Genomic DNA, 11,874 nt, shown 5'->3' with positions numbered 1-11,874 from the left:
CGTGTCGAGCATCCGCATCAACGGCCAGCTGTACTGGAAGACCCGGACCCCGACGAAGAACGGGCACATCGATCCACTGCCTGCACGGAAGGGCAGCATGTTCGTGGACAACCCGTCCAGCGCACAGCGCCGTCGAGACCGGCGCCTCTTCGAGCGGCACTTCGACGCGCGGAACGTGCTGCTTGGGCCGGACGTTCTGATCGTCCACGACCGCAAGCCGTGGCGGATCGTCGAGGTGCGGGAGCTTCCCCTAGACCTGTGGGGCGAGGAATGGGACACAGCGTTCGCGGACGCCTGCGCCTACTGGGACCGCTACCCGAACGGCGACCGTCCGACGAAGGAGAACTGGCGTGACCGCCCCGTGATGCTGGTGATGCGCCCTGAGGGCCAGCCCACCGCAGAACCGTCCCACTTCCGGACCCGGGCCTCTCGACATTTCGACGTGCTGCCCGAGCACTACGCCGTCTGTCGCGCGTGCGGCGAGCTGCCCCCCTGTCAGCACGAGATCAACGAGAACGACATCGCCGCCGCCGTGAACTACACCGAGGAGTTGATGGCGATCCAGCCGGGATGTTGCCACGGCTGCACGGAGCCCATCACCTCCCGCATGCAGGCCGTCCGCTTCCCCGGACCGAACCTGTGGCGCCCGGACCTCGGCGAGAACTCCGCCGTCTTCCACGCCCGGCAAGACTGCGCGGACGCGGTCACCCGCTACCGCAGCCAGTGGGAGGCGAAGGGCCACGACGAGCGCCAGCCCATGCTGCCGATGGAGGACGCGGGTGACGACGCCTGAGACGCGGGCCAGGCTCCGGGGCGTAGAGCAGCAGCTCACCACCACCACACCCGAACCCCTCCCCGGCCAGACCGAGATCCCCCTCACCTGGCAGCAGACCGAACTCTGGGCGCCCCGCCCCGCCGACGACCAGGAGCAGACGTGACCGAGCAGCAGACCGAACCGACCGGCACCACCCGCTTCCACTGCCCCGTGATGGCCTGCGACTGGTTCATCGACCAAACCGACACCAGCACCGTCCTGGGCCTGTCCCAGCTTCAGCACGACATCGCAAGCCATGCCGGCGAGGCCCACACCCGTCACGACCTCTCCCGCGCTCTCGGGACCCTGCAGATGATGGTCGAGATGCTCCCCGACGAGCGCCTGGCCGCGGCCGAGCTGCGCTTCGCACGGGAGCGGGAGGCGAACGACCGGTGCTGGGAGCTGGTCAAGCAGTGGCGTCAGGAAGCAGTCGACCGCGGATGGAGCCAGTACGACTGCCCCTACGCCCAGGCCCTCGCGGGCGCCCTGGTCGGTGACCCGAGCACCGTGCCGTCCAGCGTGGACCAGTTCTTCCGGGCGCAGAAGGACGTGGAGGACCTCCAGAAGCGGGACGCGACGTCGTGGACGATCGTGAACGCGGTCTGGCAGCGGTTCCGCGCCATGGTCCGCGAATGAGCCCCCGCCGTACGGACGGAAGCCCGGCCCCGTGATGGGGCCGGGCTTCGCCGTGTTCAGGCCGCGCCGACCCGCCCGCTGTCCCCGCGCTGCCGCCGGTCCTCATCCACCAGCGCCCGATCCGGCGACCGGACCCACTTCGCGACCAGCGCCGCCAGCGTCGGCGCGCCCCACGCCTCCCGCAGATACGACACCTCCTGCGACAGCCGCCGCGGACTGATCCCCAGCCGCGCCGCTGTCACCCCCTGCAGAACCCCTTGCTCCGCGTCGAGGAGGATCTCCCGCTGCAGCGCCGTCGTCCGCAGCGGCGCGCCCGCGCCGTCGCCGCCGTCGTCGGACGGCCGGCCCTCGCCCTGCCACGGCTCCGAACGGCGCCACACGTCCTCGAACACCTCGACGATGAACGCGACCACCCCGCGGTCCTTCACGTGCCGCGCCGCGCGTGCACCGGCGTCCTGGACCGTGTAGTCGGCGATGAACGCCTGACTGCGGTCGATGATGACCATCTTCTGGAACGGGCCGATGTGGGTACGCAGCTGCGCGCCCCGACCGGACATGCATGCGGCGTAGGTGCGGGTGATCTGGTCGTCGCGGACGGTGTCCCGGTAAAGGGTGCGCAGTTCGATCCCCCGCGCCAGAGCCCCGCCGTCCCGTACAAGGGCGGCTTCGATCTGCTCGCGGGTGCGGCCGCCGCCGGGCTGCGCGGTGAGCAGCTCGCACCTGGCGCCGGCGACCGCGGCCGCGATCCGGGCGTTGACGACGCTCTGCTCGGCGAGGAACTCGCTCCCTGGCCCGGACCACCACTTCGACCGCTCGAACTCCGGCAGCAGCTCATCCGCCACCGTCGGGGCGTCGACCAGGTCCCGGGCAGCGGCCGCCAGCCGGGCCAGACCCGCGTCGCGGTGCCGGCGTACGGCCTCCGCAGGGTCCAGCACCACCGGCATCCCCTGCGGCCCGCCGGGCCCGTCGGTCTGGACGGCGACCAGCCGCCACGCCACCAGCTCCTCCAGCACCCCGGACTCGGCGTCGACGTCGACCTGATCACCGCGGGCGATCCGCCCGTACAGCTCGCGTGCCTCCCGCGACAGCCGGCCCGCACCCATCCCTGACACCCGCACCCTCCGCGTGACGCCCGTCACAGGCGTGCGGTTGTTCGCACTGCGATCACCCGCACGCCGAAATGGTTGAACCCGGCACGTTCATCCGCGAGCGTACATGCGAGGAACCTCCCCGTAACCAGGCATTTCCTCCTCGAAAACAACTCCCGTCCTGCCAGCCGGAGTTGCGACAGGGGACTCGCAGCAGGAAGCGTCCGGTTACGGGGAGGCGCAGCACCTCGCCCCCCGGACAGGCCCGTGCGAACCTGAACCGGCCGCCCTCACCACCGCCCGCACGACCGGAAGGGACCCGCTGATGAGCCCTCGTCACGCCATCGCCACCCTGGCCCTGATCACCGCCGCCGCCCTCGGCGCCACCACCGCGCCCGCCGCAGCCGAACCCGCCGAGACCCCGCTGGCCGCCACCCAGGGCGACTCCATCTGGAGCGCACCCGCCGACACCGTCACCGCCCTCCTCGGGCCCCTCGGAGACTCCATCTGGTAGGCCAGCGGCACCCGGGGCTGTCAGTGCCCCGTGCCACCCTGGATGAATGCCTGGCGGCGCCCATCACGAAGCCGATGCCGCCGCCAGGCACACCCCGGCCCGCGCCGCCCACTGACCGGGGGCAACACCCGGCTCTTTTGTGCCCAGCATGGGGTGTATGCCTTTTCTCTCCCGCCGCATACGCCTCGCCGGGATCCTCACAGCCGTCACCGCCGCCCTCACGGCAGTCGTCGCCGCGCCGTCCCCCACCGCCGCGGTCACCACCACCCCCACCTACGAGGGCCGCGGCTGGCGAGCCTGGACCGAACGCGGCATCTACTCCATCGCCGACGAGCCGTACACCATCGCGTTCGCCGACCCGGCCGGCCAGAGCGTCCTCACCCGGTACTACCAGCGGATCGCCGCCCACTTCACCGAAGTCACCGGCATCCCGATGACCGTCACCACCACCCTCGACCTCACCCCGCTCGGCACCTGCCCCGCCCGCCGGCGCATCGTCGTCCACTACAGCCACCAGCCCACCGGCGCCCGCGGCATGTCCGAAGCCTCGCCCTGCTACCAGATCAGCAACGGCTCCGCGTGGGGCGGCCACATCGAGATCGACTCCGAATACTGGACCCAGCCCGCCTGGTTCTCCAGCGACCCGGCCAAGAACGACGCCTACCGCACGAACACCCTCGCCCACGAGCTCGGGCACATCATGGGCCTGGCTCACCCGAACAAGGACCTCGACGGCGACGGCACGGTGGAGGACCACGAGTGCGTCGCGACCGCCACCGGCACCCGCCCGCTCATGTGCTTCCCCCGCGGCGGCTACTACAACAGCGTCGACGCCGGGAAGTTCACGCCCCCGTTCGACCAGCCCGGGCTGCAGCAGCTCGCCGCGAACTGGTACCTCCGCCAGTGACGGCCGACCCCCTCCAGATCGCCGGGAGCGCGCTCGCCGGCGCCGTCGTCGGCACGGTCCTCGCCGTCTACGGCACCCGGCACCTCACCGCCCGGCACATCCGCCATCTCGAGACGGCCGGCCGCCACGACGAAGCGGCCGCCCACCGCGCCGTGCTCTACGCCCGCACCGCAACCGCCACGCCTGATCCGGCCACCCCCTACCGCTCCGGCTGAAAACGGTGCATGATCGCCCCACCCCCCACACCGCACCAACACGCCGTAAAGGGGGCGCAATGAGCCGCACGCGCCGCTTTGAGACCCGCGCCATCGTGATCCGAGCCGGGCACATCACCACACTTCTGTCCATCCCCGACTGGTACGGCGGCCAGATCCTCGCCACGGTCGACACCTGGATCATCGAGTCCGCGACCGGCATCCCGTGCCACCGCCTTCCGGACACGCAGATGTGGGTGATGGCAGACCTGACCGCCCGCACATCCGAAGACCTGCGCCTCGGTGGCTGGCGGCTATGCCGTTCTCCAGACGCGTCCCACGCCGCGTAATGCTCCTTTTTCAGTCACACCCCTGTTGCGTGGCCGAAACACGTGTCAGCCTGTGATCAGCAGGGTCTCCCCTTCCACCCCCGGGAGAGACCCGCGACCGGCCCCGCCCAAGGGGTGCTCCATGGGCGGGGCCGCGCCGTCCCTCCCGGCCTCCCTGCGGGAGGGCAGGCGGCGCGCCCTGACTCTGTGGAGGCCAGCGATGTCGACCCAGTACAGCGTCCGGTACCTGCGCACCCAGGCCGGAACCACCGTCCGCACCATGGTCCCCAGCGTGCCCGACGGGCACCTGAGCGACGAGGAGTACTTCGACAGGCACCCCGTCCTCCGGGAGATCATGGAACGGTGGGCCGCGGAAGGCCGGGAATTGGGGGCCTGACCGCCCCGGGCGCCGGCCGCTTCCGTGTGCTTCCAGACCGGCCTCGTCTTAGGCTGAGGGTCCACCCCAGGGGGGCAGCCTGGGAGGTGCCCGATGCGGCCGGTCTGGAGCGGCGCGATCAGCTTTGGTCTCGTGACCATCCCGTGCAAGGTCCTGAGCGCGACTGAGTCGCACAACATTTCCTTCCACCAGGTCCACGAGGCCGACGGCGGCCGGATCCGCTACCAGAAGGTGTGCACCCTGGACGACAAGGTCCTGAGCCAGGACGAGATCGGCCGGGGCTACGAGATCTCCAAGGACACCGTCATCCCCGTCACGGACGCCGATCTGGACGGGATGCCGCTGCCGACCGCGAAGGCCATCGAGATCGTCGCGTTCGTCCCCGCCTCCAGCATCGACCCCATCCGCATCGGCGACTCGTACTACCTGCAAGCTGACGGGCAGGTCGCCGCCAAGCCGTACAAGCTGCTGCGCGAGGCCCTCAACCGCTCGGACCGGGTGGCCATCGCGAAGTTCGCCTGGCACAACCGCGAGCGATTGGGCCTCCTCCAGGTCCTGGACGGTGAGGTCATCGCCCTGCACTCGATGCGCTGGCCGGACGAGATCCGCGACCCCGCTGCTGTCGCCCCGCCGGCCATGGACATCGACGACTCGGAGGTCGACGGCGCCATCGCCCTGATTGACGCCATGACCACCGACGACCTGACCCAGTTCCATGACGACTACCGCACCGCGCTGGAGGAGCTCCTCCAGGCCAAGGCCGAGCACCGCGAGCCGCAGCCGGTCGGCCAGGCGCCGGAGCCGGCCGGGAAGGTCGTCGACCTGATGGCCGCCCTCAACGCCTCCGTCGAGAAGGCCAAGGCCTCCCGCGGTGAGAGCGGCGAGGACGCCACCGTCCACGAGATGCCGAAGCCGAAGAAGACCGCGGCGAAGAAGACAGCCGCCAAGAAGACGACGGCGAAGAAGGCCCCGGCGCGTAAGCCGCGCAAGGCAGGCTGACCGCAGCAGCCGTTAGGCAGGCTTCCGCTGACGCCAGCGTTTGACCGTGCTGGCGCCAACGCCGATCCGCTCGGCGGCCGCGCGGCTGGGCAGGTCGCGGGTGTTCTCGATGGCGTCGGCCATGGATGCGAACCCGGCTGCACGGGCGACCGCCTCCAGCGCGTCACGCCGGGCCTGCTGCGCCGCCGGCAGAGTGCGCAGCGCGCCCGCCCGCCGGGACGCGCGTACGACCGGTAGGGAGTCGGTGCCAGAACGGGCCTCCGTCGAGCGCCGGGACAGCTCACTGGCGGGGAGGTTAGCGGCGCGCATCCTTTCGATCAGCTCCGGCTGCTCGGTAATCGCGTCGATGCGTGCGGTCGACAGGCCCAGGCGGGTGTCGGTGGCCATGAGGGTGGCCGAAGCGGGCAGCTGGTGCTCGGCACGGTACTCGGCGGCGGTGACATGGTGGATACGGGCGAGGTGCGGGCCGAGGGATCGGAACCGGCGCCCGCAGATCAGGCAGGTGACCAGCCCGTCCGGGTCCGCGCCGCCCGGCCGCCGGGAGCGTAACCCGCCCTGCTGCCCCCGCCCGGCTGCCAGCAGCTCCTCGAGGTTCCACAGCAACGCGCGGCCCCGGACACGGCAGGCGACCGGCTCGGGCCAGCGGCCGCGCTGCTGCTGCATGACCACCTTCAAGCTCCCGGACGCGTACCCGAGCAGTGGTTCGGCCTCCCTGCGGGTGACCAGCCGCGAGGAGGCCGGCGGTGTCTGTCCCGGCTGCACGCCTATCCCCGTCGGGCGGGGCCGGCGGCCGCGCGGTCGACCTGGTCGGCGTAGGCGATGGCCAGCGCCGGGACCTCTTGGGCGACGCGGGCGATGACGGCCCGGTGCCAGGAGGCCGGGAACTCCGACTCGGGGACCGCAGCGTGGTACTCGGCGTCGTCGCGGTAGGTCACCACACCGGGGTCGGGGAGGTCCATCAGTTTCTCCACGACGCCGGCGACGAACTGCGCGGTGCGCTGTTCGAGGTCCTCGACTGCCAGCCGGACACCGTCGGGGATGGCGTACTTGCCCGCTTCCCAGTGCCGCACGGTGCGCGGGGAGACGCCCAGGTGGGCGGCGAGCCAGTCGCCGGTCAGGCCCAGGTACTCGCGGACGACCTTGAGTTCGGCGGCGGTCATCCGGTCGTCCTCGGGCATGCCGGGCGGGTCGGTGTAGGTCGTTGGGGGCATGGCTTCCTCCTGAAATGAGGACGGCCCCACCATGTCCAGGCGGGGCCGTCCCGGGGCGAGCGGGTCAGACGCGTTCGACGGGGACGATGTAGGCGTTGTCGACGACATCCCAGGAACCGACGGTGCGCCACCCGGACGCTTCCATGGCGGCCTCGGCCTCGGCGATGCCCTGGTCGATGTCGCCGTCGCGGGCGTCCACGGTGGTGCGGGAGTAGAAGGCGATCGGCTTGCTGCCGTCGGTGGTCCACGCCGCGTGGTTTGCCGGGTCTTCGCCGAGCAGCTCGTCTTCCAGGATGGTGAGGTCCATGTACGGCTGGTCGAGGCAGGAGGCGTCGTTGACGAGCCAGGCGGTGAAGTGGGTGGTGGTCATGACCGGTTCCTTCCGGCGGGGTCTGGGGCTGTTCCCCTGACCTGACACCTCCAAGGTAGCTTCCTATTTTAGGAAGCGCAAGGGGTGGGGGCACAGACCCGCCCGGGACGCTCAGTCCAGCATCCCCAGCTCACTGTCCGGCCGGCACACCGCGCACGCCTCGACACCCTCGACCAGCGCGCGCCGCGCCGCCAGGTCATCCACCCCCGGCCCCTTCTTCGCCAGGGCACAGTCCCCCAGGTGAACCCGGACCACGGTACGGGCGGCGTCCAGACCCCGCTGCAGCCGGTACGGCGGGGGTGCGGGCGGCGCCGTACGTACCTGGATCTCGGCGCGCCGGGCGAGCGCGGCCCGGGCGTCACGGACGTACGCCAGCTGCACCTCCAGCCACGTCTGCAGGACGGCGAGACGCTCCTCGTCGGGCGGGTACGGCGGCGGAAGGTCGGACACAAGTTCGATTCTATGGGTGCGGGCACCCCACGACATCCCGGGGACACCCACCCCCAGGGCCGGCTACTCGCCCGGCTTCACCCGCACGATCACGACATCCACAGCACCAGCCGCCTCAAGATCCGCCTTGCGCCCCTTCGCGCTCGGCTCGTCGTAGCTCACCACCGACGTACGACGACGACCATCCTGGGTCCACTCGACTCGATAGCTCACCATCACTGCTCTCCGCTCTCTCCAGTACGCACGCCAGCACCGGCTCCACCTGGCGCTCCGCCGGGCCACCACAGACTCGCACGCGGCACTGACAACACCGCTGGACCCGACATCGCGCGCCCCGCACCGACCTGCGGCCGCCGTCTGGCGGCCGCTACTCGTTCGGCTCCGGGTGCAGCACCTCCTCGTTGACCGCCCGCTCCACCTCGTACCGGTTCAACCCGAACGCTGCCGCGTGTTCCGTCAGCGCCGCCTGGTACGCCCCGGCCGCCGCCCGCCACGGCGCCCACGCCTCCGAGCTGTACCCCTCCGCCGTCGCCCGTGCCTGCGCCTCCACCGACGCCACCTTCAGCGCCACCAACCGGGCGTGCGACTCTCTGCGCGCCTTCTCCTGATCATCTTCTTCCACGCCGGGGATCCTAAGCCGCCACTTCGACCGGCGCCCGCCAGGACCACGCCGCCCGGCCCCGGACGCACGAAAGCGGCCCGGCACCCGTCCAGGGGATGCCGGGCCGCTCCTTGGTGGCCCCATAGGACTTTCACCGTACGCCCGCCGCACCAGCGCCGGGAAGAGGTCAGGTGTACGGGCCCGGGTCGCACGGCTGCTCACACCCGTGCACCAGCTGCATCACCGCGGCGAACTCCGCCCGGCACACAGCGCAGTCCTGGACCAGCTCGGCGTGGCCGTGCTCCCAGCGTGCCGCGAGCCGGTTGAGGTCGTCGAGGCTGTAGTCGGTCACCGGTCGTCCCTCCACCAGCGCAGCCCGTCCGGCTCGCCCTCCTCGACGTTCCCGTCATCGGCGTTCAGGGCGGCGTTCCAGCGGGCGACCGCGTCCGCAGCCGCCTCGCGTTCCGCCGTCGTCATCTGGCTGGTCAGGTACCGCCAGTTCCCGTGGAGCCACACCGTGCCCCACGCCCCGTCTCCCGGCACCGTCTCCCCGGCCATGCAGGAATCGATGACGGCCAACGTGTCTCGGGCCTGGGCGACCGCCTGCACGCGTACCGAGGAGCTGATGGTCAGGTCGCACAGGCGCCGCACCTCCGCGACTGCGGTGTGGGCGTTCACTGCGTCGGCATGGGTCCGGGCCTCCCGGGCGTTCGCCCGCTCCAGCGCGGCCTGCGCCTGGTGGAAGCGGGCATCGGCCTCGGCGCGCTCCGCGTCCGTGGTGTGGGCGTGCCGCTGCGCCAGGAGGAGGCGCGCGCGCAGCGCTGCTTCCGTCGACCGCTCGGTCATCGCCTCTTGGCGCTCGGGCTGGGTCATGCTGCTCCTTCGGTGGGTGTCCAGCGGTCGATGCCGCCACGGATGGTGGTGACGCGGCGCCCGCGGTACCGCGCGGGCCAGATGTGCTCACGGGGCGGGGCGTCGGCGGGCATACGGCCGGCGCCGGGGCAGCCCGGGCCGTGCTCCCAGACGCGACCAGCGCGTGTGAGGGCGCTCGGGCGCCCACAGACCGGGCACCAGCCACGGCGCCGCTTCACCGGCCCGCCCGCCGGTGCGCACGCACCCGGGCGACCCGGGCCCGGCGGGTATGCCGGCGGGCCCAGGCCCGCTCAAGCTGGTCGGCTATCAGCAGCGACAGCACCGCCGCCAGGCACGTCGCCCAGACCGGGGGCCGGTATTCGCCCGTCACCGCGATCCAGACAGCCGCGTTCACGGTGCCGATGGCGACGACGAGGGCGGTGTAGACGAGAAATCCACGGTGTGTGCTGCTCATCCGAACCTCCACGGACGTAATGTGACTGTGAGTAGGCTCCCGTCGGCCATGCCGGGTATCCGGCCGGTGCGGGTGTCGAAGATGTCCGAATCCGGGGTCGTGGACCGCCGGACAGTGACTACGCAGCGTGCAGAACGGAGCGGCGAACCCGCGTCAGCTCCTCGGTCGGGACGACCTCCCAGCCCTCGGTCCGGGCACGGTTCAACGCCCGGGTACGGCCCCGCGGATGGACACCTGCCTCCAGCGGATCCCTGCCAGCCAGATCTACGAACACGCGTCGCACCCTCAGCTCTGTGAGCGGCGTGATGTGCTGCCGGTTCATCAGCACACTCAGCTCGGGCTGCCCCATGCCCATGCGCTCGGCGATGAACGACAGGCTGAACCCTTCGGCCATGAGCGACTGGAGCAGGCGGATACTCGGTGCCGACAGCACCTCGTTCTCACGCGGCCGTGGCCCGTCGGCCTGGAGCAAGCCCTTCTCGCATGCCAGGTAGACGGCGTGGGTGATGTTCCTGGCGCCCAGCTTCCGTGCCAGCCTGAGCGCCATCTTCGCCACGCTCTTCTCGGTGTATCCCATTCGCTCGGCGATGACGGCGTACGTGTCGCCCATGGCTGCCTGCCGCAGCACGGCGTACTCGGTGTCTGTGAGGGGGCCGGGCCCGCCACCGACTGGTGACGGGCCCAGCGTCTTGCGTACGGTCACCGTTCACCGCCCAGGCGCGGCTCCACACGGGCACGCCCGCGGTTGTAGTACGGCACCGGATCCACAGTCGGGATCAGCACCCGCTCGCCCGGGTCGAGCGCGTGGCCGTACTCGTCGGTGTACGTCGGGTCGGTCTCGTGCTGTTCCTCCCACTCGGCCAGCGCTTCCCCCGCGAGCTTGGGCGGCGGCTCCTCCCCGCCGTACCGGTCCACTGAGATCCGCGCCATCTTCAACTGCAGGTCGGTCATCTCGCCGACGATGTGCTCGGTCGCGGCCTCGACCTTGTACGCCTCCGGCTGCTCGACGTGCCGGAACGCCTCGTGCAGCTCGTCGACCATGGCGACGAACCGGGCCTGCCACGCGTCGGGCATGGACTGCAGCAGCGTGCGCGGGAGGACCATGTAGTTGGCGTAGGACAGGCCGAAGTGCCCGTGGATCGCCTCCAACTCGATGCCAACGTCCTGCGGCTTGGCCTCCCAGGCCTCTACGGCCGCCTGCGCCTTCTTGGCCAGTTCCTGGCCCTCGGTGACCCACTGCTCCAACACGTCGGGGCTCTTCGCGACGGTGCGCTCCAGCCAGTCCGTGTGCTCCTCCGGGTCCGGGCCTTCCTCGAAGGGACCCTGGAACCAGTCGGTGATCTCGGCGGCCTTGTCCGGCGCCACTTCGAGCAGGGCATGGAGGGTGCGGGCGAACCCGGCGGCCATGGCCCCAGCGGTGGCCTGCCACCCCACGGCGGACGGGTGCTTCGGCTGCGGGGAGACGAGGGTGCGGATGTGGAGCTCGCCGAGGTCGACGAGGAGCTGCTCCGGTGTCTGGGGGGCGGTGTCAGTCATGAGGTCAGTTCTCCTTGGCTGCGGTGGCGAGAAGGGCGGGGCAGGGCTCCAGCACGTACTCGCCGGACGCCACCCGGCGGCAGGAGCAGGACGTGGCCTCGCGGACGTGCGAGCAGATCTCGACGTCGGGCTTGTCGTCGCCGTCGTCGGTGAAGTAGTCGTCGCACTCCCGCTCCAGGCACTCCAGGCCGCCGATCCAGACCGGGACCGGCTGGTGCTCGGGCTCGGGGGCCGGGGTGACGCCTCGGGCGGGGCGGACGTGGTCGCGGCCTTCGCAGCGGTCCCACGGGACCATGTCGCCGTGTTCGGCTGAACACATGAGGCAGGCCTGACCGGCGGGGGCGTCAAGGCAGATGCGGCCGTCGTCGCTGATCGGGTGCTTGTCGCACCAGGCGTCCCAGGCTGCATCATCGTTCTCGATGTCGGGCTCGGCGCCGTGCCTGCAGTAGTTGGAGTCCGCGTTCCAGTAGTAGGCGCCGGGTTCATGGACATCAGCCATGG

General features: G+C 71.1%; 22 protein-coding genes. 9 read left to right on the top strand and 13 right to left on the bottom strand.

The features are described from left to right. Nucleotide 1: 1 nt before the first annotated feature. Genes IE109_RS28930 through IE109_RS28920 form a run of 3 tightly spaced genes read left to right on the top strand, consistent with a single transcriptional unit; the run spans nt 2 to nt 1,450 of the window. Complete coding sequence (locus IE109_RS28930; RefSeq protein WP_189554323.1) at nt 2–793, top strand: hypothetical protein; 792 nt, start codon at nt 2–4, stop codon at nt 791–793. Then, nucleotides 780–938, top strand: coding sequence for a hypothetical protein (locus tag IE109_RS28925; RefSeq protein WP_189554322.1), 159 nt, complete (start codon nt 780–782; stop codon nt 936–938). Before IE109_RS28930 ends, IE109_RS28925 begins: the two co-directional genes overlap by 14 nt. Then, on the top strand, nt 935–1,450 hold the full coding sequence (locus tag IE109_RS28920) for a hypothetical protein (RefSeq protein WP_189554321.1): 516 nt from the start codon (nt 935–937) through the stop codon (nt 1,448–1,450). The genes IE109_RS28925 and IE109_RS28920 overlap by 4 nt, the downstream gene beginning before the upstream one ends. A 56-nt stretch (nt 1,451–1,506) precedes the next feature. Here IE109_RS28920 and IE109_RS28915 read toward each other — a convergent pair whose 3' ends face one another. Continuing rightward, nucleotides 1,507–2,562, bottom strand: a complete 1,056-nt coding sequence (locus tag IE109_RS28915) for a phospholipase D-like domain-containing protein (RefSeq protein WP_189554320.1) — start codon at nt 2,560–2,562, stop codon at nt 1,507–1,509. A gap of 301 nt (nt 2,563–2,863) precedes the next feature. On the opposite strand from IE109_RS28915, the gene IE109_RS28910 reads away from it, so the two are divergent. From IE109_RS28910 to ku, 6 genes are all read left to right on the top strand, one after another. Then, on the top strand, nt 2,864–3,052 hold the full coding sequence (locus IE109_RS28910; RefSeq protein WP_189554319.1) for a hypothetical protein: 189 nt from the start codon (nt 2,864–2,866) through the stop codon (nt 3,050–3,052). 157 nt (nt 3,053–3,209) lie between these two features. After that, the gene (locus IE109_RS28905) at nt 3,210–3,959 is read left to right on the top strand and encodes a zinc metalloprotease (protein ID WP_189554318.1); all 750 of its coding nucleotides are present in this window, start codon (nt 3,210–3,212) and stop codon (nt 3,957–3,959) included. Beyond that, a complete protein-coding gene (locus IE109_RS28900; RefSeq protein WP_189554317.1) occupies nt 3,956–4,174 on the top strand; it encodes a hypothetical protein in 219 nt (72 codons plus the stop codon). The genes IE109_RS28905 and IE109_RS28900 overlap by 4 nt, the downstream gene beginning before the upstream one ends. 59 nt (nt 4,175–4,233) lie before the next feature. Next, nucleotides 4,234–4,503 carry a hypothetical protein gene (locus IE109_RS28895; RefSeq protein ID WP_189554316.1) on the top strand — a complete coding sequence of 90 codons (270 nt, stop codon included), beginning with the start codon at nt 4,234–4,236 and terminating at the stop codon, nt 4,501–4,503. 199 nt (nt 4,504–4,702) lie between these two features. Continuing rightward, a complete protein-coding gene (locus IE109_RS28890) occupies nt 4,703–4,879 on the top strand; it encodes a hypothetical protein (RefSeq protein WP_189554315.1) in 177 nt (58 codons plus the stop codon). Nucleotides 4,880–4,972: 93 nt separating this feature from the next. Then, nucleotides 4,973–5,878, top strand: a complete 906-nt coding sequence (gene ku, locus IE109_RS28885) for a non-homologous end joining protein Ku (protein WP_189554314.1) — start codon at nt 4,973–4,975, stop codon at nt 5,876–5,878. A gap of 12 nt (nt 5,879–5,890) precedes the next feature. Here ku and IE109_RS28880 read toward each other — a convergent pair whose 3' ends face one another. The 12 genes from IE109_RS28880 to IE109_RS28825 form a co-directional block, all read right to left on the bottom strand. After that, the gene (locus tag IE109_RS28880) at nt 5,891–6,640 is read right to left on the bottom strand and encodes a MucR family transcriptional regulator (protein ID WP_229891683.1); all 750 of its coding nucleotides are present in this window, start codon (nt 6,638–6,640) and stop codon (nt 5,891–5,893) included. Between the two features lie 2 nt (nt 6,641–6,642). Further along, nucleotides 6,643–7,089, bottom strand: a complete 447-nt coding sequence (locus IE109_RS28875) for an Aca2/YdiL-like domain-containing protein (RefSeq protein ID WP_189554313.1) — start codon at nt 7,087–7,089, stop codon at nt 6,643–6,645. A 64-nt stretch (nt 7,090–7,153) separates the two neighbouring features. Next, nucleotides 7,154–7,459 (bottom strand): hypothetical protein, encoded by a 306-nt coding sequence (locus tag IE109_RS28870; protein ID WP_189554312.1) that lies wholly within the window; start codon nt 7,457–7,459, stop codon nt 7,154–7,156. A gap of 111 nt (nt 7,460–7,570) precedes the next feature. Beyond that, entirely contained in the window at nt 7,571–7,909 is a 339-nt protein-coding gene (locus IE109_RS28865) for a DUF6233 domain-containing protein (RefSeq protein ID WP_229891682.1), read from the bottom strand. A gap of 63 nt (nt 7,910–7,972) precedes the next feature. Continuing rightward, nucleotides 7,973–8,125 carry a DUF8636 domain-containing protein gene (locus IE109_RS28860; protein WP_189554310.1) on the bottom strand — a complete coding sequence of 51 codons (153 nt, stop codon included), beginning with the start codon at nt 8,123–8,125 and terminating at the stop codon, nt 7,973–7,975. A gap of 151 nt (nt 8,126–8,276) precedes the next feature. Beyond that, nucleotides 8,277–8,531 (bottom strand): hypothetical protein, encoded by a 255-nt coding sequence (locus IE109_RS28855; protein WP_189554309.1) that lies wholly within the window; start codon nt 8,529–8,531, stop codon nt 8,277–8,279. A 166-nt stretch (nt 8,532–8,697) separates the two neighbouring features. Then, complete coding sequence (locus IE109_RS28850; protein WP_189554308.1) at nt 8,698–8,862, bottom strand: hypothetical protein; 165 nt, start codon at nt 8,860–8,862, stop codon at nt 8,698–8,700. Continuing rightward, the gene (locus IE109_RS28845; RefSeq protein WP_189554307.1) at nt 8,859–9,383 is read right to left on the bottom strand and encodes a hypothetical protein; all 525 of its coding nucleotides are present in this window, start codon (nt 9,381–9,383) and stop codon (nt 8,859–8,861) included. The genes IE109_RS28850 and IE109_RS28845 overlap by 4 nt, the downstream gene beginning before the upstream one ends. A gap of 214 nt (nt 9,384–9,597) precedes the next feature. Beyond that, the gene (locus tag IE109_RS28840) at nt 9,598–9,837 is read right to left on the bottom strand and encodes a hypothetical protein (RefSeq protein WP_189554306.1); all 240 of its coding nucleotides are present in this window, start codon (nt 9,835–9,837) and stop codon (nt 9,598–9,600) included. 118 nt (nt 9,838–9,955) lie between these two features. Beyond that, complete coding sequence (locus IE109_RS28835) at nt 9,956–10,540, bottom strand: helix-turn-helix domain-containing protein (RefSeq protein ID WP_189554305.1); 585 nt, start codon at nt 10,538–10,540, stop codon at nt 9,956–9,958. Then, entirely contained in the window at nt 10,537–11,373 is an 837-nt protein-coding gene (locus IE109_RS28830; protein WP_189554304.1) for a hypothetical protein, read from the bottom strand. Before IE109_RS28830 ends, IE109_RS28835 begins: the two co-directional genes overlap by 4 nt. A 4-nt stretch (nt 11,374–11,377) precedes the next feature. Beyond that, nucleotides 11,378–11,872 (bottom strand): hypothetical protein, encoded by a 495-nt coding sequence (locus IE109_RS28825; protein WP_189554303.1) that lies wholly within the window; start codon nt 11,870–11,872, stop codon nt 11,378–11,380. Nucleotides 11,873–11,874: the final 2 nt, after the last annotated feature.

It is taken from the genome of Streptomyces lavendofoliae (assembly GCF_014649735.1).
GTDB classification, from domain to species: domain Bacteria; phylum Actinomycetota; class Actinomycetes; order Streptomycetales; family Streptomycetaceae; genus Streptomyces; species Streptomyces lavendofoliae.
The sequence above is the reverse complement of the archived record's forward strand: the minus strand, read 5'-3'. Positions and strand labels throughout refer to the sequence as shown.

Bases quoted from the DNA above. Each gene is read 5' to 3' on its own strand.
- IE109_RS28910 (WP_189554319.1), top strand. From the start codon at position 2,864: ATGAGCCCTCGTCACGCCATCGCCACCCTGGCCCTGATCACCGCCGCC.
- IE109_RS28905 (WP_189554318.1), top strand. From the start codon at position 3,210: ATGCCTTTTCTCTCCCGCCGCATACGCCTCGCCGGGATCCTCACAGCC.
- IE109_RS28895 (WP_189554316.1), top strand. From the start codon at position 4,234: ATGAGCCGCACGCGCCGCTTTGAGACCCGCGCCATCGTGATCCGAGCC.
- IE109_RS28890 (WP_189554315.1), top strand. From the start codon at position 4,703: ATGTCGACCCAGTACAGCGTCCGGTACCTGCGCACCCAGGCCGGAACC.
- ku (WP_189554314.1), top strand. From the start codon at position 4,973: ATGCGGCCGGTCTGGAGCGGCGCGATCAGCTTTGGTCTCGTGACCATC.
- IE109_RS28875 (WP_189554313.1), bottom strand. From the start codon at position 7,089: ATGCCCCCAACGACCTACACCGACCCGCCCGGCATGCCCGAGGACGAC.
- IE109_RS28870 (WP_189554312.1), bottom strand. From the start codon at position 7,459: ATGACCACCACCCACTTCACCGCCTGGCTCGTCAACGACGCCTCCTGC.
- IE109_RS28860 (WP_189554310.1), bottom strand. From the start codon at position 8,125: ATGGTGAGCTATCGAGTCGAGTGGACCCAGGATGGTCGTCGTCGTACG.
- IE109_RS28845 (WP_189554307.1), bottom strand. From the start codon at position 9,383: ATGACCCAGCCCGAGCGCCAAGAGGCGATGACCGAGCGGTCGACGGAA.
- IE109_RS28840 (WP_189554306.1), bottom strand. From the start codon at position 9,837: ATGAGCAGCACACACCGTGGATTTCTCGTCTACACCGCCCTCGTCGTC.
- IE109_RS28830 (WP_189554304.1), bottom strand. From the start codon at position 11,373: ATGACTGACACCGCCCCCCAGACACCGGAGCAGCTCCTCGTCGACCTC.
- IE109_RS28825 (WP_189554303.1), bottom strand. From the start codon at position 11,872: ATGGCTGATGTCCATGAACCCGGCGCCTACTACTGGAACGCGGACTCC.